The sequence below is a fragment of the Candidatus Rokuibacteriota bacterium genome (genome assembly GCA_016188005.1).
Classification (GTDB): domain Bacteria; phylum Methylomirabilota; class Methylomirabilia; order Rokubacteriales; family CSP1-6; genus UBA12499.
Genome location: JACPIQ010000127.1, coordinates 1 through 18,474 on the forward strand (window position 1 = coordinate 1; position 18,474 = coordinate 18,474).

Annotated in this window: 21 protein-coding genes and 1 pseudogene; 20 read left to right on the forward strand and 2 right to left on the reverse strand. The window is 69.3% G+C overall.

The annotated features are described in order from the left end of the window. Positions 1 to 275 precede the first annotated feature (275 nt). The 17 genes and pseudogenes from HYV93_24785 to HYV93_24865 all read left to right on the forward strand — a co-directional run bounded on the left by HYV93_24785 (position 276) and on the right by HYV93_24865 (position 15,587). Complete coding sequence (locus HYV93_24785) at positions 276 to 482, forward strand: type II toxin-antitoxin system HicB family antitoxin (protein ID MBI2529190.1); 207 nt, start codon at positions 276 to 278, stop codon at positions 480 to 482. Continuing rightward, positions 479 to 691 (forward strand): type II toxin-antitoxin system HicA family toxin, encoded by a 213-nt coding sequence (locus tag HYV93_24790; protein ID MBI2529191.1) that lies wholly within the window; start codon positions 479 to 481, stop codon positions 689 to 691. Before HYV93_24785 ends, HYV93_24790 begins: the two co-directional genes overlap by 4 nt. A 526-nt stretch (positions 692 to 1,217) precedes the next feature. Continuing rightward, positions 1,218 to 1,618 (forward strand): annotated as a pseudogene (locus HYV93_24795) (sigma 54-interacting transcriptional regulator). A 217-nt stretch (positions 1,619 to 1,835) separates the two neighbouring features. Next, complete coding sequence (locus tag HYV93_24800; GenBank protein MBI2529192.1) at positions 1,836 to 2,345, forward strand: TetR/AcrR family transcriptional regulator; 510 nt, start codon at positions 1,836 to 1,838, stop codon at positions 2,343 to 2,345. Position 2,346: 1 nt separating this feature from the next. Next, positions 2,347 to 3,336, forward strand: a complete 990-nt coding sequence (locus tag HYV93_24805) for an NAD(P)-dependent oxidoreductase (protein ID MBI2529193.1) — start codon at positions 2,347 to 2,349, stop codon at positions 3,334 to 3,336. 20 nt (positions 3,337 to 3,356) lie between these two features. Next, positions 3,357 to 4,235, forward strand: coding sequence for an MBL fold metallo-hydrolase (locus tag HYV93_24810; protein MBI2529194.1), 879 nt, complete (start codon positions 3,357 to 3,359; stop codon positions 4,233 to 4,235). A 22-nt stretch (positions 4,236 to 4,257) separates the two neighbouring features. Then, complete coding sequence (locus HYV93_24815; GenBank protein ID MBI2529195.1) at positions 4,258 to 5,214, forward strand: tripartite tricarboxylate transporter substrate binding protein; 957 nt, start codon at positions 4,258 to 4,260, stop codon at positions 5,212 to 5,214. Next, positions 5,211 to 5,672 carry a tripartite tricarboxylate transporter TctB family protein gene (locus HYV93_24820; GenBank protein ID MBI2529196.1) on the forward strand — a complete coding sequence of 154 codons (462 nt, stop codon included), beginning with the start codon at positions 5,211 to 5,213 and terminating at the stop codon, positions 5,670 to 5,672. The genes HYV93_24815 and HYV93_24820 overlap by 4 nt, the downstream gene beginning before the upstream one ends. Before the next feature lie 21 nt (positions 5,673 to 5,693). Further along, complete coding sequence (locus HYV93_24825; GenBank protein MBI2529197.1) at positions 5,694 to 7,202, forward strand: tripartite tricarboxylate transporter permease; 1,509 nt, start codon at positions 5,694 to 5,696, stop codon at positions 7,200 to 7,202. Positions 7,203 to 7,239: 37 nt separating this feature from the next. After that, on the forward strand, positions 7,240 to 8,325 hold the full coding sequence (locus HYV93_24830; GenBank protein ID MBI2529198.1) for a hydrolase: 1,086 nt from the start codon (positions 7,240 to 7,242) through the stop codon (positions 8,323 to 8,325). After that, positions 8,322 to 9,356, forward strand: coding sequence for a zinc-binding dehydrogenase (locus HYV93_24835; GenBank protein MBI2529199.1), 1,035 nt, complete (start codon positions 8,322 to 8,324; stop codon positions 9,354 to 9,356). Before HYV93_24830 ends, HYV93_24835 begins: the two co-directional genes overlap by 4 nt. Continuing rightward, the gene (locus HYV93_24840) at positions 9,356 to 10,228 is read left to right on the forward strand and encodes a xanthine dehydrogenase family protein subunit M (protein ID MBI2529200.1); all 873 of its coding nucleotides are present in this window, start codon (positions 9,356 to 9,358) and stop codon (positions 10,226 to 10,228) included. The genes HYV93_24835 and HYV93_24840 overlap by 1 nt, the downstream gene beginning before the upstream one ends. A gap of 2 nt (positions 10,229 to 10,230) precedes the next feature. Next, the gene (locus tag HYV93_24845) at positions 10,231 to 10,722 is read left to right on the forward strand and encodes a (2Fe-2S)-binding protein (GenBank protein ID MBI2529201.1); all 492 of its coding nucleotides are present in this window, start codon (positions 10,231 to 10,233) and stop codon (positions 10,720 to 10,722) included. Next, entirely contained in the window at positions 10,719 to 13,127 is a 2,409-nt protein-coding gene (locus HYV93_24850; protein MBI2529202.1) for a xanthine dehydrogenase family protein molybdopterin-binding subunit, read from the forward strand. Before HYV93_24845 ends, HYV93_24850 begins: the two co-directional genes overlap by 4 nt. Further along, the gene (locus HYV93_24855; protein ID MBI2529203.1) at positions 13,124 to 14,698 is read left to right on the forward strand and encodes a benzoate-CoA ligase family protein; all 1,575 of its coding nucleotides are present in this window, start codon (positions 13,124 to 13,126) and stop codon (positions 14,696 to 14,698) included. The genes HYV93_24850 and HYV93_24855 overlap by 4 nt, the downstream gene beginning before the upstream one ends. A 110-nt stretch (positions 14,699 to 14,808) precedes the next feature. Then, positions 14,809 to 15,078, forward strand: a complete 270-nt coding sequence (locus HYV93_24860) for a DUF4258 domain-containing protein (GenBank protein MBI2529204.1) — start codon at positions 14,809 to 14,811, stop codon at positions 15,076 to 15,078. Beyond that, complete coding sequence (locus HYV93_24865) at positions 15,078 to 15,587, forward strand: type II toxin-antitoxin system MqsA family antitoxin (GenBank protein ID MBI2529205.1); 510 nt, start codon at positions 15,078 to 15,080, stop codon at positions 15,585 to 15,587. Before HYV93_24860 ends, HYV93_24865 begins: the two co-directional genes overlap by 1 nt. 237 nt (positions 15,588 to 15,824) lie before the next feature. Here the strand turns inward: HYV93_24865 and HYV93_24870 are convergent, their stop codons facing one another. Then, the gene (locus HYV93_24870; protein MBI2529206.1) at positions 15,825 to 16,079 is read right to left on the reverse strand and encodes a hypothetical protein; all 255 of its coding nucleotides are present in this window, start codon (positions 16,077 to 16,079) and stop codon (positions 15,825 to 15,827) included. A gap of 151 nt (positions 16,080 to 16,230) precedes the next feature. On the opposite strand from HYV93_24870, the gene HYV93_24875 reads away from it, so the two are divergent. The 3 genes from HYV93_24875 (at position 16,231) to HYV93_24885 (ending at position 17,535) form a co-directional block, all read left to right on the forward strand. Next, the gene (locus HYV93_24875; protein ID MBI2529207.1) at positions 16,231 to 16,650 is read left to right on the forward strand and encodes an SRPBCC family protein; all 420 of its coding nucleotides are present in this window, start codon (positions 16,231 to 16,233) and stop codon (positions 16,648 to 16,650) included. Beyond that, entirely contained in the window at positions 16,631 to 16,993 is a 363-nt protein-coding gene (locus HYV93_24880) for a helix-turn-helix transcriptional regulator (protein MBI2529208.1), read from the forward strand. Before HYV93_24875 ends, HYV93_24880 begins: the two co-directional genes overlap by 20 nt. 131 nt (positions 16,994 to 17,124) lie before the next feature. Further along, a complete protein-coding gene (locus HYV93_24885) occupies positions 17,125 to 17,535 on the forward strand; it encodes a VOC family protein (GenBank protein ID MBI2529209.1) in 411 nt (136 codons plus the stop codon). Positions 17,536 to 17,595: 60 nt separating this feature from the next. On the opposite strand, the gene HYV93_24890 is transcribed toward HYV93_24885, so the two are convergent. Beyond that, the gene (locus HYV93_24890; GenBank protein MBI2529210.1) at positions 17,596 to 18,297 is read right to left on the reverse strand and encodes a PQQ-dependent sugar dehydrogenase; all 702 of its coding nucleotides are present in this window, start codon (positions 18,295 to 18,297) and stop codon (positions 17,596 to 17,598) included. Positions 18,298 to 18,474 lie beyond the last annotated feature (177 nt).

The window sequence follows — 18,474 nt, forward strand, 5'->3', positions numbered from 1 at the left end:
CGCGCGGGGACGCCGGCCGGCCGCCGACATGCCCCCTCTCCACGCGGGGAAGTCGATCCGCATCGCCCGATAATTCCGATGTTTCCGCCATCCTCCCGCCGCCGGAAGTAGATACCCCCTTCCCCCACCGGCCGTGACACCACAAGTCGAACGCCCAGCAGGACTTCTGACAACATATGGTATCTTGGACCTCATATGTAGGGCTATGTAGATTCCCATGGGACTCACCCGCCGGTGTTGTCGTATGCCGGCCGTCGAAAGGGCCTGAGCCGTTGATTACGTTCAAGGTCGAAATCGAGCGGGAGGATGACGGCCGCTGGCTGGCCGAAGTCGTTGACCTCCCTGGTGTCCTCGCGTATGGCGACACGCAGCCTAACGCCCTGGCAAAGGTCCAGGCTCTTGCCCTGAGGGTGATCGCCGAACGGCTCGAACACGGTGAGGCCGGCCCGGATCTGCTGAGTATCTCCTTCAACGCTGCATGAGCGCTTGGCCGAGCACCCGTGCTCGACGGGTGCTGGCGGCCTTCTTGAGGATCGGCTGGACGGTCAAACGTCAGTCCGGCTCCCATCGCACGCTCTCCCGCCCAGACTGGCCGGATTTCGTGTTCGCGTTTCACGACGACGAAGAGATCGGGCCACGGATGCTGGCCAGGATCGCCAAGCGCACCGGCCTGCGGCCCGAGGACCTATGATCACCACGCGACCAGATATCGTCGCCCTCGAGCGGACTCGCTCCGCGCCGCCCAGCGCGTAGTTCGGCGCACCATGCGACTCTGCTCCCTGATGATGGAGAGCGTGAATGCCGAGTTGATTCGACGGCGTATTTGAGCCCCGTCGAATGCGTCCGAGTCGCTCAGCGCAGAAGTCATTGAAAAGCGTGGCGAAAACGTGGCCGCGGCCAAACACGGGTTCGAATCCCCTTGGGCCCACCAAACTGTTTTCGTTGGTGTTCTATGCTCGAGGTTTGAGGAATGCCCGACACTTCCTGAACCTGGAGCGCCAGTTTACGCTCCTACGCGGCCCGCACTCGCACCGCTTTGTCCTCGTAGAACGCCACCGCATGCTCGAGTTGCGGCGGCCGGATGCTGGCGTAGATCTGCGTCGTGTCGATCCGGCTGTACCCGTCCGCCGGGCAGGTGCCGACGGGGCGGGGCTGGGCGTTGATGGCGGGAGCAGAGCTGCCCCCTCTTTCACGGGATCATTGGCCGGAGCGTCGGGATGCAGGCGCTGCTCCGGGACATCGAGGACTTCGCCTCGTCCAACTTACCGGTTCTGATCCGGGGCGAGTCCGGCACCCGCAAGGAGCTCGTGGCCGGCGCGATCAAGGGCCTCAGCCGGAGATGCGGGCGCGGATACCGGACCATCAACTGCGCCGACATCACGCCCGAGCTCCTGCGGAGCGAGCTGTTCGGGCATGAGCGCGGCGCCTCGACCGGCGCTGTCGGGATCAAAGAGGGCGCTCCTCCCCCGGGGTGGACGGCGGCACGGTCTTCCTCGACGAGATCGGTGAGCTGCCGCCCAGGGCCCAGATGATGCCGCTCCGATTCCTCCAGAGCGGGGAAGGCCTGGCCGTGGGCGCCACGCACAACACGCCCATAAAGGTGTGTCGAGGTTGGTGAAACGTCGCGGCCCGCGTCGAAAGACCAACGATCGTCAGTGAGCCTTGACCCTGGGGGTGCCTCCAGGATATCATCCCGGCCACGGTTTCAAACGATGGGTGAAAAAATTGAACGCTGGGGATCCCGGGGCCGGCTGCCGTCGCCGCGGCGGAGCCGCGCCGAGCTCCGCCGGACCGAGATCTTCCGCGGGCTGGGCTCGGTCTTGCGGGCACGGGGCGTGGCCGGCACCACTATGGGGCAGATCGCCCAGCGTCTGGGAATGACGAAGGGCAGCCTCTACTACTACTTCAAAGACAAGGACGCCCTCCTCTACCAGTGCCATCTCCGCTGCATCGAGGTAAGCCTGCGCGCCCTCCGGAAGAGCCGCGCGAGCCGCCTGCCGCCGGACGTCCGTCTCCGCGAGGTGCTGACTTCGCACATCCGTGGGATCACCGAGGAGATCTACGGCTCGGTAATCATCACCGACCTTGAGAGCATCAGCCGGGCGCGGCGGCGGAAGATCGTGGCTGCGCGCGACCGGTTCGAGGGCGGGGTGCGCGACCTGATCCGCGAGGGCGTGACCCAGGGCGCCTTTCGGAAGGTTGACCCCAAGATCGCCGGCTTTGCCCTCCTCGGCGCCATCAACTGGATTGGCAAGTGGTACCGGCCGGAGGGGCCGCTCTCGTCGGTGGAGGTCGCCGAGCAGTTTGCCGACTTCCTCGTTGACGGCCTGCGGGCGGAGGCCTGAGGTGCGCGTCCTCGTCACCGGCGCGTCCGGTCTCATCGGCATGCACGCGACCGAGGCCCTGCGGGCGATGGGCACGGACCCCATCGTCTTCGACACGCAGCCGTTCACTCCGCCCGGCGGCGCCGCCCCCGGCGGCTGTTTGGTCGTCCCGGGCGACGTGACGGACCGCGGCGCGGTGCTCGCCGTGCTGAGGGATTTCGGCATCGACCGCATCGTCCACCTGGCCGCGGTGCTCCAGCGGTCGGCGCAGGACGATCCGCTGCGGGCGGCCGAGGTGAACATCCGGGGAAGCCTGAACGTGCTGGACGCAGCGCGCACGCTCGGCATCCGCCGCGTCGTCGTCGCGAGCAGCATTGCGGTGTACGGCCCGGCGCGGTACGACCCCATCGACGAGCAGCACCCGTGCAGCCCCACCACGGTCTACGGCGCCGGGAAGCTCTTCGTCGAACACTCCGGCCACGTGTTCCGGAAACTGCACGGGCTCGAGTTCGTCGCCCTTCGCTACGGGGCCACCTTCGGACCGGGCCCGCGCCAGGCGACGAGCGCCGGTGCGGCCACGGAGCTCCGCAGCTTCTTCGAGGACGCCGTGCGAGCCGGCGCGGTCAGCCTCTGGGGCCCGGAGGCAGCACGGCCACTCGTCTACGTGAAGGACGCCGCCCTCGCGACCGCGCTGGCGTGTCTTGTCGACCCTGCGCCGGCCTCGTCCGTCTTCAACGTGGCGGGCAGCCGCGCGGCATCGATGGCGGAGTGCGCCGACGTACTCGGCCGGCTGCTCCCGGGCCTCCGGGTCGTGCGCCGGGACGGCACGGGCATGACGCCACCGATGCCGGCGACGCTCGCGATCGACCGCGCGGCGGCGGAGCTTGGCTACCAGCCGCGCTACCCGCTCGCCGACGCCATCACCGACTACGTGGCCGCGTTGCGCGCCGGCGCGGCGGGCGCAAACCGAGGTCGCGTCACGGCCGATGCACCTTCCGTGGACTCTCGCTGAGGAGAGGAAGGGATACCCGCATGCGCTACCAGTCGTGGGCTGCGCCCGATACCGGGCTTCGCGTCAACAGCCACTTCTTCGAGACCGGCGAGGGCGTCGTCGTGGTCGACACCCAGCTGCACCTTCCGTTCGCGGAGGAGGTCCTGCAGCGGATCCGCGCGACGACGAGCGGCGATGTCCGCTACGTCATCAATACGCACGCGCATCCGGACCACTGGTACGGCAACACGGTGTTCAGGGCGGCCTTTCCGCGGGCGGGCTTCATCACCGCGCGCTCGGTCGCCGAGGACCTGCGCCTCACCGCGCTTCCCCGGCGCGAGCGATGGGAGCGGCTCTACGGCGATCGGATTCCCCGGGAGGACGAGCTCGTCTGGCCGACCGTCGTGTTCACGGGCCGGCTGACCCTCCGGCTCGGGGGCCTCACCATTCACGTCGACGAGTGGGGCCCGGCCGAGGCGAACGCCCACACCGTCGTCCACATCGAGGAGGACCGCGTTCTCCTCACCGGCGACGTCGTGGACAGCAAGAAGCATCCGTGGGTCGGCGAGCGGCATATCGACGACTGGATCGCGATGATCGAGGCCTTTCCCGCGCGGTACTCGGTCGACCGAGTGCTGCCCGGCCACGGGCAGCCGGGGAGGACCGAGCTCCTCGAGGAATCGAAGGACTGGCTCGTCAACTACCGTCGCGTCGTTGAGAGGCACCTTGACCCGGGCGCGACCGACCTCACCGAGGCGGGCGCCCAGCGCGCGTTCGAGGAGATTGTCGGGAAGTACCCCGACTACTTCCTCCCTCGCTGGGGCGAGTCCACGAACCTGGCCATCGGGCTCCGGAAGCTCGACGTCTCGTTCACCATCAACCGCGGCCGTCCCATCCGGACTCCAGACGGCAAGATGTAGCCATCTTGCGGAGGAGAGGCGCATGAACCGATGTGTCGTGTCCGCCCTGATGATCACCCTGGTCGCCGGCGTCGGGGCCAGGTCCGCGCTCGGGCAAGACGGCTTCCCGAGCCAGCCGATCGAGATCGTCTCGCCGTATCCGCCTGGTGGGCCCACCGACCGCACCGCGCAAGCGCTCGCGTCGGCGGCGCAGAAGCACCTCGGGCAGCGTCTCGTCGTGGTGTTCAAGCCTGGCGGCGGTGGTGCGATCGGGGCGACGTATGCCGCGAAGGCCAAGGCGGACGGCTACACGCTGTTCCTGCCGTCGCCAGGCGACACGACGGTGAAGCCCAACCAGACGAAGGTGAGCTACTCGTACCGCGACTTCGTCCCGATCGCCCGTGTCTCGCGCTCGCCCTACGTGCTCGCTGTCCGCGCCGACTCGCCCTGGAAGACGATCGAGGAGTTCGTCGCCGACGCGAAGAAGCGGCAGCTCAGCGTCGCGACGCTGGCGCCCGGATCGCTCGTCCGCATCGCCATGGAGATGTTCCATCGCGCCGCCGGGATCAGGCTCACCCAGGTGCCGCACACGGGTTTCGGCCCGACGACGGCCGCCCTGCTCGGGAGCCACGTCGATGCCGCGGAGACGGTCGTGCCGAGCATCGCGCCCCAGGTCGAGGCGGGCAAGGCCCGGGTCCTCGCGATCACCGGGCCGGCGCGGGTGAAAGAGCTGCCGAACGTGCCGACGTTCAAGGAGGCGCGGTACGACATCCCGTTCTCGGTGTGGATCGGCGTGTCGGCGCCGGCCGGCACGCCTCCCGAGCGGGTGGCCTTCCTCCGGCAGGCGTTCGCGAAGATCATCAATGACCCCGACTTCCTCGCGGCGGCCGGGAAGCTTGATGTCACGCCAGCCTACGCGAGCGGCGAGGAGTTGGGGCAGTGGATCGAGCAGGAGGACGCGCTCGTCAAGAAGCTTCTCAAGGAGTCGGCCGGGTCGTGACGCCGGACCGCGCGGCGTGGTCCGACGTGGTGGGCGGTGCCGCCTTCCTCGCGCTCGCCAGCGTCGTGTGCGTCGCTGCGGCCCGGCTCTCGGTCGGCACGGCGCTGGCGCCCGGGCCAGGATTCTATCCGCTCGTGCTCGGGATCGCCCTCGCCGTCCCGGCCGCGGTGCTCTTCGTCCGCGGCGTGCGGCGCACGAGAACCGTCCCGGCGGCCACCGCGCACGTTCCGCCCGGGGCGGTGCTGGTCGTCGCCGCAGACCTGCTCGTGTACCCGGTGCTGCTCACGTACCTAGGGTTTGTCGTCGCCACGCTGGTCTTCCTGGTTGTGATCTTTCGCGGTGTGGAGCTGAAGCGCTGGCTCCCGGCGACCGTGACCGCCGCCCTGATCACCCTGGTCGCCTACCTCGTGTTCGCGTATGCGCTGCGGATCCCGTTTCCGCGCGGGCTGTGGAGCTAGTCGGCCGGTGAGATACCGACGGTGAACTTCCTCCCCGATGTCCTCCACGGGTTCTCCGTCGCGCTGGCGCCGGTCAACCTGCTCTACTGCTTCCTCGGGGTCCTGATGGGCACGCTGGTCGGCGTGCTGCCCGGCCTCGGTGCCCCCGCGGCGATCGCCCTCCTGCTTCCCGCCACCCTCTCTCTCGATCCCGTCGGCGCCGTGATCATGCTCTCGGGCATCTTCTACGGTGCCATGTACGGCGGGTCGACGACCTCGATCCTGGTCAACATCCCCGGCGAGGCGGCGTCGGTCGTGACGTGCATCGACGGCTACCGCCTCGCGCGCCAGGGTCGGGCGGGAGCGGCCCTCGGGATATGCGCCATCGCATCGTTCACGGCGGGGACGCTGGGGGTCATCGGCCTCATGCTGCTCGCCGGCCCGCTCACCGCCGTCGCCCTGTCCTTCGGCCCGCCGGAGTACCTGCTCATCTTCGTCGGCGGTCTCGGCCTCGCAGTCTCGCTGGCGCAGGGGTCGGCCGTCAAGGGCCTCGTCATGGTCATCGCCGGGCTGATCGCCGGCACCGTCGGGATCGACACTGTGAGCGGCGAGGAGCGGTTCACGCTGGGCAGCAGCTACCTCCAGGGCGGGATCGATTTCATCGTCGTGGCCATGGGGCTCTTCGGCATCGCCGAGATCCTGGCGAACATCAAGGATCCACCGGAGCGCGCGGTCTTCTCCTCGAGGCTGTCGCAGCTCTTCCCGACGCGGGAGGACTGGCGGGCCGCGCGCACGCCGATCGCGCGGGGCTCGGTCGTGGGGTTCTTCCTGGGTCTGCTCCCCGGGGGCGGTGCGATCCTGGCGTCGTTCATCTCCTACGCCGTCGAGAAGCGGCTGTCGAAGACCCCGCAGCGCTTCGGGCGCGGCGCCATCGAGGGGGTCGCTGGGCCGGAGGCGGCGAACAACTCGGCGGCCGCGGCGGCGTTCGTGCCGCTGTTGACGCTCGGCATCCCGTTCAACGTGGTGACCGCCCTCATCCTGGCCGCGCTCATGATGCACGGCGTGCGGCCTGGTCCCTTGCTCGTCCAGAAGCATCCCGATCTCTTCTGGGGCGTCATCACGAGCATGTACGTTGGCAACGCGATGCTGCTCGCGCTGAACCTGCCCCTGGTGGGCCTGTTCGCGCAGTTGCTTCGCGTGCCGTACCGGATTCTCTTCCCGACCATCCTCGTCGTCACGTTCGCGGGTGCCTACAGCCTGAACAACAACGTCTGGGACATGGTCGCGATGACGACCTTCGGGATCATCGGTTACGTGCTCCGCCGGGGCGGCTTCGAGCCGGCCCCGTTCGTCCTCGCCCTCGTGCTGGGCGCGATGATGGAGCTGTCGTTCCGGCAGTCGCTGATCCTCTCCCGGGGCACGCTCGAGATCTTCGTGACGCGCCCGGCCTCCCTCGTCCTCCTGGCCGTCATCGTGACGGCCGCCGCCGCGTCCATCGCCCTGAAGCTCGGGACGCGGTCCAGTCAACCGTCGGGCGAGGCCGCGCTCTGATGGCGGCGCGGCGCCCGGGTCGCAAAGGAGACGCTCCATGATCAAGCCCTACCTGGCCTTCGCACTGCAGACCGCCACGTACGGCTGCAAGCACCGGCGGGACATCAAGCACAACATCGCCCACCTCGGACGGCAGATCGACGCCGCGATGTACATCAGCCAGATCGAGTACCCGACGCGGCTGATCGCGTTGCCGGAAGGGGCGCTGCAGGGGTTCTACGACGAGCACGCGCGCCTCGACCACCAGACGATCTGCCGCGACATCGCCATCGAGGTGCCGGGCGAGGAGACGGCCCTGCTCGCCGAGAAGGCCAAGCAGTGGGACGTCTACATCATCGCGCAGGCGAAAGTCCTGGAGCCGAGCATCGCGAAGGATCGGTTCTTCAATGCCGCCTTCATCATCTCGCCCTCCGGCGAGATCATTCACAAGCACCACAAGAGCCGGGTGTTCATCGCCGAGGGAACGACGACCCCGTTCGACGTCCACGACGCGTGGACGTCGAAGGTCGGCGACGGCCTGCAGTCGTTCTACCCGGTGGCCGACACCCCGATTGGGCGGATCGGCACGCTCATCTGCTACGAGGGGCGCTTCCCGGAGTCCGGGCGGCTGCTCGCCATGAACGGCGCCGAGATCATCTACCGGGCGACCCAGGTGGAGTTCCACACCACTCTCGGGTACTGGGAGCTGCAGAACCGCGGGCACGCGCTGAACAACTGCTGCTACGTCGTGTCCCCGAACAACGGCCCGAAGTACTTCTCGACCGAGGACCAGACCCCGTCGGCCACGGGGGGTGCGGGCGGGAAGTCGATGATCATCAACTACCGTGGCCAGATCATGTGCGAGGTCGACGGCGTCAACGTCAGTTACGCGGCGGCCATCATCAACGTCGAGGAGCTCCGGAGCTACCGGACGGAGAGCCGCTACAACCCGCTCGTCGCCCTGATCCCCGAGCTCTGGAGCCGGCTCTACGCGAAGGCCGCCGAGCGGTTCCCCTGGCCGAAGAACCTCTACGCGGAGCGTGCCCTCGGCTACGAGGAGCGCAAGGCGACGTTCGACGCGGTCGCGGACCAGATGGTGAAGAACGGGGTTCTGCGGCGCCCGGGCACGGAGGAGACAGCATGAAGGCGGCGTTCTTCAAGGAACACGGCGGCACCGACAAGATCCTCTGCGCCGACTACCAGGACCCCCAGATGGGGCCGGGCGACGTCCTCGTCCGCGTGGAGGCGTGCGGGCTTAACCACGTCGACCTGCTGCTGCTCGACGGCCGCTACCCGCCGCCGCTCGGCTTACCGCACGTCAACGGCTGCGACGCCGCCGGGCGGGTCGCCCGCGTCGGGCGCGAGGTTGCCGGGGTGGCGGAAGGCCAGCGCGTCGTCGTCTTCCCCGGATTCTCCTGCGGCCGGTGCGAGTACTGCCGGCGTGGCGAGCGCACGGTGTGCCTCCGGTACGGGTACCTCGGGGCAGCCCGGGACGGCGGGCAGGCCGAGTACGTCGCGGTGCCGGCGGGCAACGTCGTCGCGCTGCCCGAGGGCGTCTCCGGCCGCCACGCGGCCGCTTCCGCGATGACGACTCTCACCTCGTGGCACGCGGTCGTGGCCCAGGCACGGCTCGACCCCGGCCAGACGGTGCTCGTGCAGGCGGCCGGCAGCGGCGTCGGCAGCACGGCCATCCAGGTCGCGAAGCTCTGCCACGCGCGCGTCATCACGACCGTGGGCAGCGACGACAAGATCGACTTCGCGCGCTCGGTCGGCGCCGACGAGGTCATCAACTACCGCACGCACAACTTCGTGGAGGAGGTGAAGCGGCTCACCGACAAGCGGGGCGTCGACCTCGTGATCGAACACATCGGCGCCGACACCTTCGAGCGTAGCGTCTACTGCCTGGCCCGGCTCGGGAAGCTCGTGACGATCGGGTCCCACGCCGACCACTGGGGCCGCGTGGATCTGCGCCACGTGTACTCGAAGAACCTGCGCATCATCGGCACGAACCTCGGCACGATCGACGAGCTCCACGCGATCCTGCGCCACATGCAGGCCGGCCGGCTGCTGCCACCGATCGACCGCGTGTACCCGCTCGCCGAGGCACGCCAGGCGGTCACCTACCTCGCCGAGCGCCGCAACCGCGGCAAGGTCCTCCTGGAGCCGGAGGGCTGATGAAGCCCGCCCCCTTCGCCTACCACGCGCCAAGACGGCTAGAGGAGGCGCTCGCGCTGCTCGGGGCGCTGCCCGAGGCGAAGCTGCTCGCCGGCGGGCAGAGCCTCATTCCCATGATGAACTTCCGTCTCGCGCGGCCGCAGCACCTCGTGGACCTGGCCCGCGTGGACGGACTCGCGTCCATCCGCGCCGTGGGCGAGCGCATCGAGATCGGCGCAATGACACGCCAGGCGGCCGTCGAGACCTCCGCGGTGGTCCGCGACGGCTGTCCCCTCCTCGTCGACGCCCTCCGGCACGTCGGGCACTACGCCAGCCGCACGCGCGGGACGATCGGTGGCAGCCTCGCCCACGCCGACCCAGCGTCCGAGCTGCCGGTCGTCGCCTCGGCGCTGGACGCCGAGCTGGTGGTGGCGGGACCCGGCGTGACCCGCGTCGTCGCGCCGGCGGAGTTCTTCCGGGCGCCGCTCACCGTCGCGCTCGACCGCCGCGAGATCCTCACCGCCGTCAGCTTCGCGCGCATCGGCCCGCGCGTGGGCTGGGGGTTCACCGAGCTGAACCGGCGGCACGGCGGCTTCGCCATCGTCTGCGTCGCGGCCGTCCTCGAGGTCGACGGCGCCGGGCGGTGCACGAAGGCGGCGGTGGCGCTCGGCGGGGTGGCGGGCGTGCCGGTGCGGTCGGCGGGCGCCGAGGCCGGGCTGCTCGGCCATCCCCTGGATGACCGCCGGATCGACGCCGCCGCCGCGGCGGTGGCGGGCGACATCGATCCCGGGAGCGACCTCCACGCCTCCGCGGAGTACCGCCGCGAGATGGCGCAGGCCTTCACCCGCCGCGCGCTGGTCCAGGCGCGCGGCCGCTTCCAGGAGGGCCGGTGAGTATGGACACCTGTCTCGTTCGCATGCGCGTCAACGGCCGTCCCGTCGAGCGCGAGGTCCCGGCCCGCAAGCTCCTCTCCGACTTCCTCCGCGAGGACGCCGGTGCCCTCGGCGTCAACGTCGGCTGCGAGCAGGGCGTGTGCGGGAGCTGCACCGTCCTCGTCGACGGCGTCCCCGCGCGCGCGTGCCTGGCCTTCGCCGTGCAGGTCGACGGCGCCGAGATCCGCACTGTCGAAGGGCTCACGACGGACGGCAGTCTCCATCCCCTCCAGCAGGCGTTCCACGACCACCACGCGCTGCAGTGCGGGTTCTGCACGCCAGGCATGATCATCACCGCTTACGATTTCCTGGCCCGCCACCCGCGGCCCTCGATCGCGGAGATCCGCGAAGCGCTCTCCGGCAACCTCTGCCGCTGTACCGGCTACCAGCAGATCGTCGAGGCGGTGCAAGACGCGGCTCGCCTCGGCGCCGTCCCCGAGGGGGGCGAGCGGTGAGCGGCGGCAAGTGGGTCGGTCAGTCGGTCAAGCGGCTCGAGGACCGGCGCCTCCTGACCGGCCGCGGCGGTTTCATTGCGAACGTGGAGATCGCGAACCTCCACCACGCGGCCATCCTGCGCAGCCCGCACGCCCACGCGGACATCCGCCGTCTCGACGTCTCGGCCGCGCTCGCGATGGCGGGCGTCATCGCGGTGCTCACCGGTGAGGATGTCCGGCAGCGGTCGGATCCGTTCATGAACATCACCGGCCCCGTGCCCTACTGGAGCTGCGCCGTCGGCACCGCGCACTTCGTCGGCGAGCCCGTCGCCGTCGTGGTCGCCCGGGATCGGTATCTTGCCGAGGACGCCCTCGACGCCATCGAGGTCGACTACGAGCCCCTGCCAGCCGTCGTCGATCAGGAGGCGGCCCTCGCCCCGAACGCGCCGATCCTCCACGACAACCTCGGCACGAACCTCGCCGTGCGCCGGCGGTTCAGCTTCGGGGACGTCGACCGCGCGTTCGCCGAGGCCGACCTCGTGGTGCGCGAGCGCTACCGGTTCCCGCGGTACAGCCACTTTCCGATGGAGACGTACGGCATCCTCGCGAGCTGGGACGCGGCCTCCGGGCTCCTCACCGTTCGCGCGAACTTCCAGGGACCGTTCATCATCCACACGGTCATGGCGCGCGCCCTCCGCCTGCGGCAGAACCGCGTGCGGGTCATCGTGCCCGGCGACATCGGTGGCGGCTTCGGCCTCAAGTCGAGCATGTATCCGTACATGGTGCTGCTTGCGCTGGCCGCGATGAAGGCGGGCGTGCCGGTGAAGTGGATCGAGGACCGCCGCGAGGCACTCACCGCCAGCTCCAGCCACGCCGACCGCGTGACGTACATGGAGGCGGCCGTGCGGAAGGACGGCACCGTGCTTGCCCTCCGCACGCGCAACATCGACAACGTGGGCGCCTACATCCGGACACCGGAACCGGCCGACCTGTTCGCGCGCTTCAGCGCAATGACCGGCGCCTACCGGATCCGCGACGTCGCCCTCGACCTGTCGGCGGCGATGACCAACACGTCGCTCACCGGCCCCGTGCGCGGGTACGGCGGCCACCCGCTCTACTTCGCTCTCGAGCGGACGATGGACACGATCGCCGCCCGGCTGGGCATGGACCCAGCCGAACTGCGGTTCAGGAACTTCATCGGGGCGGGGGAGTTCCCGTACACGACGGCCACCGGCGGCGAGTACGACAGCGGCAACTACCCCGAGTGCCTCCGCCGGCTCCTGGCCCTGGCGCGGTACGATGAGCTGCGCGCCCGGCAACGGGCGGCGCGCGCCGAGGGCCGCCTGTTCGGGATCGGCCTCGCCACGATCGTCGACCCCTGCGTGACGAACATCGGGTACATCACGCTCGCGAAATCACCGGAGGAGCGCACGCAGCGGCGCGCCATGTCGGGCTCGGGGGACGTGGGGACGGTCCGGGTCGATCCGAGCGGCGACGTCGTCGTCCTCGCCACGAGCGTGCCGCAGGGCCAAGGCCACGAAACGATCATCGCGCAGATCGTCGCCGACGAGCTCGGCGTGCCGATCGAGCGCATCACCGTGCACGCCGAGGTCGACACCCTGGCCTCGGTCTGGAGCATTACCACCGGCTCGTACTCGTCGCGCTTCTCCTCGGTCGGCTCGAGCGCCTACGCTATGGCCGCCCGCCAGGTGCGGGCCAAGGCTGTAAAGATCGCCGCCCACGTGCTCGAGGTGGCCGAGGAGGACGTCGAGTGGAAGGACGGCGCCGCCGTCGTGCGGGGCGCGCCGCACACCGCGCTTGCCCTGCGGGCGATCGCCGGGATCGCGCACTGGAACCAGACGTCGCTGCCGGCGGGCATGGAGCCGAACCTCCAGGCGACCTACGCCTTCAACCTGCCGACCTCCCGGCCGCCGTTGGACGACGACCGCGCCAACACGCAGAACGTGTACGGCTTCGGTGCCGAGCTGGCCGTGGTCGAGGTCGACCGGGCGAGCGGCGTGGTGCGCGTCCTCGAGTACTACACGGTTCACGACTGCGGCACCGTGCTGAACCCGGCGCACGTGCGCGGCCAGGTCCAGGGCGCGGCCGTCCAGGGCATCTCGGGCGCGCTCTGGGAGCAGATGCGATGGGACGAGAGCGGGCAGTACCTCACCGCGAGCCTCCAGGACTACCTGATGCCGACAGCGATGGAGGCGCCCGACATCGGGATGGACCACGTGGAGACGCCGTCGCCGAACACCGTCCTCGGGTCGAAGGGCATCGGGGAGGCGAGCTCGATGGCGGCGCCGGTGACGGTCGCCAACGCCGTGGCGGACGCGCTCGCGCCACTCGGCATCCCGGTCACCTCGCTGCCGCTCTGGCCGGACACGGTCTGGCGCATGCTGAAGGAGGCGCAGGGACCATGACCATGGACACGCTCGAGCTTCCGGCGCACGTCAACGCCGCTCAGTGGATCGTGGACCGGCACGTCGCCGCCGGGCGCGGCGGGCGCACCGCGATCCATTTCGAGGGCGCCACGTGGACGTACGCGGACTTCCAGTCCCTCGTGAACCGCTCGGGTAACCTGCTGCGGGAGCTCGGCGTCGAGATCGAGAACCGCGTTGGCCTCCTCATGCTCGACTCCCCGGAATACCTCGCGGCCTTCCTCGGCGCAGTGAAGATCGGCGCCGTCCCCATCTGTCTCAACACGCTGCTGGGCCCAGCGTCGTACGAGTACATGCTGAACGACTCGCGGGCGAAGGTAGTGATCGCGCACGAGGAGGTCGCGGCGAACCTGTTCAAGGTCCGCGCGAACCTCCGGTACCTCCGCCACGTCGTGATCCTGGGGTCGCCGCCGTCCGGCTACCTCTCCCATGCGGAGCTGATCGGGCGCGCCACGGCGGTCCTCGACCCAGAGCCCCGGGCCCGGGACGACTGGTCGTTTTGGGCCTACACGTCGGGCAGCACCGGTGAGCCCAAGGCGGTCATGCATACCCACGCCACGCTCATGGCCGGGACCTGGTACTTCCCGCGCCACGTGATGGCGCTCGGCGAGGCCGACACGATCTTCTGTATGGCCAAGCTCTTCTTTACGTACGGGACCGGCCTCAACATGTACATGCCGCTCGCCAACGGCGCCGCCACCGTGCTGAATCCGCGCCGCCCCGTGCCGGACGAGCTCTTCCGCATCCTCCACCGCTACCGGCCCACGATCTTCGCCGCCGTGCCGACGATGTACGCGGCGATGTTGCAGGTGAAGGACGCCGCGCGCACCTACGACCTCGGGTCGCTTCGCATGTGCTGGAGCGGTGGCGAGGCGCTGCCGCCGCCGATCTACCACGAGTGGCGCGACCGGTTCGGTGTCGAGATCCTCGAGCTGCTCGGCTCCAGCGAGCTGATCCACGGCTTCTGCACGACGCGTCCCGGCATGAACCGGCCAGGGAGCATCGGCGTCCCGGTGCCGGGCTACGAGCTGCGCATCGTCGACGACGCGCTCACCGACGTTCCCGACGGGAAGGCCGGGCGGCTGATGATCGCGGGGCCGAGCGTCTTCGCCGGCTACGCCAACCGGCGCGAGAAGAATGAGGCGACGTTCTTCGGCAAGTGGATGCTCTCCTCCGACACCGTCCGCCGCGACGGGGAGGGCATCTACTGGTTCGTGGGGCGGAGCGACGACATGCTGAAGGTCGGGGGCGCCATGGTGTCGCCCATCGAGATCGAGAACGTTCTCGTCGAGCACCCGGCGGTGCTGGAGGCCGCCGTGATCGGGGCGCCGGATGAGCACCAGCTCGTCAAGCCGAAGGCCGTGGTCGTGCTCAAGCAGGGATTCAAGCCTGGCCCCGAGCTCGAGGCGGAGCTGACCGCACTCGTGAAGGGCCGGCTCGCGCGGTACAAGTACCCGCGCTGGTACGTCTTCGTCGACCAGCTCCCGAAGACGGCGACGGGGAAGATCCAGCGCTTCCAGCTCCGCGACGGAACGCTTAGAGGCCTGGGCTAGGCTGAAACACGGGTTCGAATCCCGTTTGGGCCACCAAAGTGTTTTCGTTGGTGTCTTATGCTCCAGGTTTGAGGAAATGCCAGACTTTTCCTGAAACCTGGAGCGTCATTTTGGAGACCGGGACCGCCAAGCGCCTTATCCTCCGCATCCTCGAGGCCGGAACGGTGAGCTTCTCCGGCCACGCGCTTGCCGAGATGCGGAAGGACAAGCTCACCACGGTGGATTGCACCAATGTCCTCCGGGGAGGTGTTGTGGAACCCGGGGAGTTGGAACGGGGAAGCTGGCGGTACCGGGTGAAGACGAACACCATCTGCGTGGTGATCGCGTTCAGACCGGAAACGGAGTTGGTAGTGGTGACCGCATGGAGGATTGGACGGTGATGGCATGCACGGTGTGCGGGGAGCGGATGAAGGCACGGAGGGAGAATTGGCGCTATGAGGCAAGCGGCTTGCCCCACGTCACCCTGACGAGCGTGGAGGTGAGGCGCTGCCAGAAGTGCGGTGAGACGGAGGTCGCCATCCCGGCCATCGAGGAGCTCCACCGCACAATCGCCGGGGCGCTCATCCGCAAGCGCGCCCGCTTGGCGCCGGCCGAGATCAAGTACCTGCGGAAGTACCTCGGGTGGGCCGGGACGGACTTCGCCCGGCGCATCGGGAGCACCGCCGAGACCGTCTCCCGCTGGGAACACGGGAAGATGCCGATGGGCCTGGCGGCCGAGCGGTTGCTCCGGCTGATGGTGGCCAAGGAGGCCCCGGTGAGTGACTACACGGTAGACGTCCTGGCGCAGGTGGCGGCCGATGACCGGAAGCCGCGGCCCGTTCATCTAGCGCTGAGCCGGGAGCGCAAGGGCTGGCGCTATCGGCCGGATGCCACTCTCGTCACGGCCTGAGCGGGGTGTCAAGAGAAGGGGATGGCGGCCGTTGGGTGACTAGTCGTTTCCCTCGGCGCACCCGGGGTCAAGTTCGATCTCCATCTCTGTTCGATCCCGGCGTTTCGGTATGCCGCCGCCCCTTGTGCCCGCGGTCAGACACCCGGCACAGGAAGAACAGCTGCAGACAGTCCGGTCGGCCGCAGATGACGTCGAACACTCACGCCACCTCGCCTATCCACCCCCACCACCGCCTGCCTAGGAGCCTTTGCGAGTCTCGGCGAGAACACGCTCCAGCGCTTCCCGCCGGTGGCGTTCAGCCTTCAGTTGCTCTGTGAGCTGTGTGATCTTCCCTTCGACCTCCTTCAGCCGGTCAGCCTGCCGCTCCTTGAGATCAGAGATAACGCCTGCAGTTCGCTGACGTTCCCACCAGTCAGCGGCGACCCCTCCCCCAATCAGACCGAGAATCAGCCACGCGACCGCCCGCTTCACAAGGAACTTCCTGAAGTCCATGATTGTTCGCTCCTCCCGCTGTCAAGGAGTCTCAAGCAACGCGTCTGTGCCCTCCGTGACCGAGCGATGACCACCGCGGCAGTCAGGTCGGCGGATCCTGATGAGGTGTCGTGTCGAGTTCAGCAAGGCGTCAAACAGCGGGCCACGTGGGATGCCGGGCCGGTGCCCTTCGGTTCCCGGTGAGCCAGCTTTGGGTGTGATTCCGTCGTCCGTCATCACTTGCCCCCTTCGGCCAGCGGGGGGTGCCGGCTGCCAGGAGTCTACCAGAGTCGGCTCCAATGCCGCCAGCCACCTGGCTTGGGAGACCATCGAGCGGATGGAGCCCGAGCGGTTGTCCTCCTGGCGATGGCACCCGGCCGCCATCGAGCCCGGCGTCGACTACTCGGCCGAGCCCACGACGCTGGTGACATCCGAGCTCGAGGAGGTCGCGGGCGGCACCCTGCTCACCGTCGTGGAGTCGGGCTTCGACCAGGTCCCCCTCGCCCGCCGCGCGCAGGCGTACCGGATGAACGGGGAAGGCTGGACGCTTCAGATGCAGGCGATCGAGGGCCATGTCCGCACGGCGGGCTAGGCCTACCGGTCGGCTCAGCGAGCGGCCCGCCAGAGGCAGGGGCGCCGCCGTCGGGCGATGGCGGACGGGGGTCCTCGCCGGGGCGGCGCCGGTCTTCGCCGCGCTGGGGGACGAGACGAGGCTGGGGCTCGTCGCCCGCTTGTGCACGGGCAGACCCACGTCCATCGTGAAGCTCACCGCGGGAAGGCACGTCACCCGCCAGGCCGTCACGAAGCACTTACACGTGCTCGCGGGCACCAAACTGGTGCGGGGCGCTCGGATCGGGCGGGACAGCGTCTGGGAGGTCGAGCCCGCGCGCCTGGACGAGGCGCGCCGCTGGCTCGACCACATCGCCGGCCAGTAGGACGAGGCGCTCGCGCGGCTCCGGGCTTCTCTGGGACGCTGAGGCCGGATCTGTGAGCCAGGGATGTGAATCCCCCGCCGGCGCGCGCGGCATCCCAATGGCCAGAAGACCAGACGACCGGGAGGCCGACCATGACGATTCGTTTGGACCATACCATCGTGCCCGCGAGGGACAAGTCCGCCTCAGCCCGGTTCTTCGCCGAGATCTTCGGTTTGACGGTGAAGCCGGGCCCAGGCTACTTCACGCAAGTGCAAGTCAATGAGAGCCTGACTCTCGACTTTGCGGACGAGCCAGAAGCGCGGGGTGGGCCGGGTGTCGCCCCGAGGACGGGTCAGGGCCATCACTACGCGTTCCATGTCAGCGAGGCGGAGTTCGAGGCGATCTGGAGCCGGGTGAAGGCCAAGGCGATCCCCTACGGCAGCGGGCCCGACAGCCATTCCGACGGCCAGGTCAACACCCGCCGGGGCGGGCGTGGGTTCTACTTCAAGGACCCCTACGGCCACCTGTTGGAGGTGATGACGGTGCCCGAAACGGGGACCTAGCCATCGGCTCCTGGCTCCGGAGGCGGCTGGCATCGGAGCATCAGGCGCTCGACCAGAGCGTCATGGCCGCACCCTGAGGACGCGATCGTCGTCGTGGGCCGGCGAGCCCCGGCCATCCCGGTTGCTGGTCGTCACGTAGAGGGCGCCATCGGGCCCGGCGACCACCGCCCGCAACCGCCCGTACAGGTTTTCCAGCAGCGCCGTCACGCGGCCCGCGCGGAGGTCGGGGGTGAGCTCGACGCGAAGGAGCTGCTGGCCCCGCAGGCAGGCCACGTAGAGGGCCGGGCCGAGGATGGCGATGCCCGAGGGCGCCCATGTCTTCTGGCCGGATTCCAGGATCGGGTCCACGTAGCGGGGCTCGCCACCCCGGCCGGTGATCTCGGGCCAGCCGTAGTTGCGCCCCGGGAGGATCGCGTTGATCTCGTCGTGCCCGGACGGCCCGTGCTCGGCGGCGACCAGCCGGCCCGCAGCGTCCCACGCGATCCCCTGCGGGTTCCGGTGGCCGAGGGACCAGAGGGGTGAACCGGGGAACGGGTTGTCGCCGGGGACGGTGCCGTCGGGCTCGATGCGAAGGATCTTCCCCGCCAGCGAGTCGCGCTGCTGAGCGAGCCGCGGGGCGGCGGCGTCCCCCATCGTCACGTAAAGCTTCCCGTCGGGACCGAAGCGGAGGCGGCAGCCGTCGTGGATGGGCGCGCCCGGCATGTCGTCGAGCAGCACCCGCTCCTCCCCCGCCCGCATCCCCCTGACGGTCAGGCGTGACACGCGGTTGACCAGCCGGTCGCCCTTCCGCGCCGTGTAAGGGGCCGTTAATAAATAAATGGCTCAAGTTGTCCGTGGGACTCGGGGGCGATGCGGCCGGATGACGTAGTTCCAGTCCCCGCGGAAGCGGTTGGGCTCCAGGTTGATCCGCTTCATCTCCTCGTCCGAGATCCGTCGCCC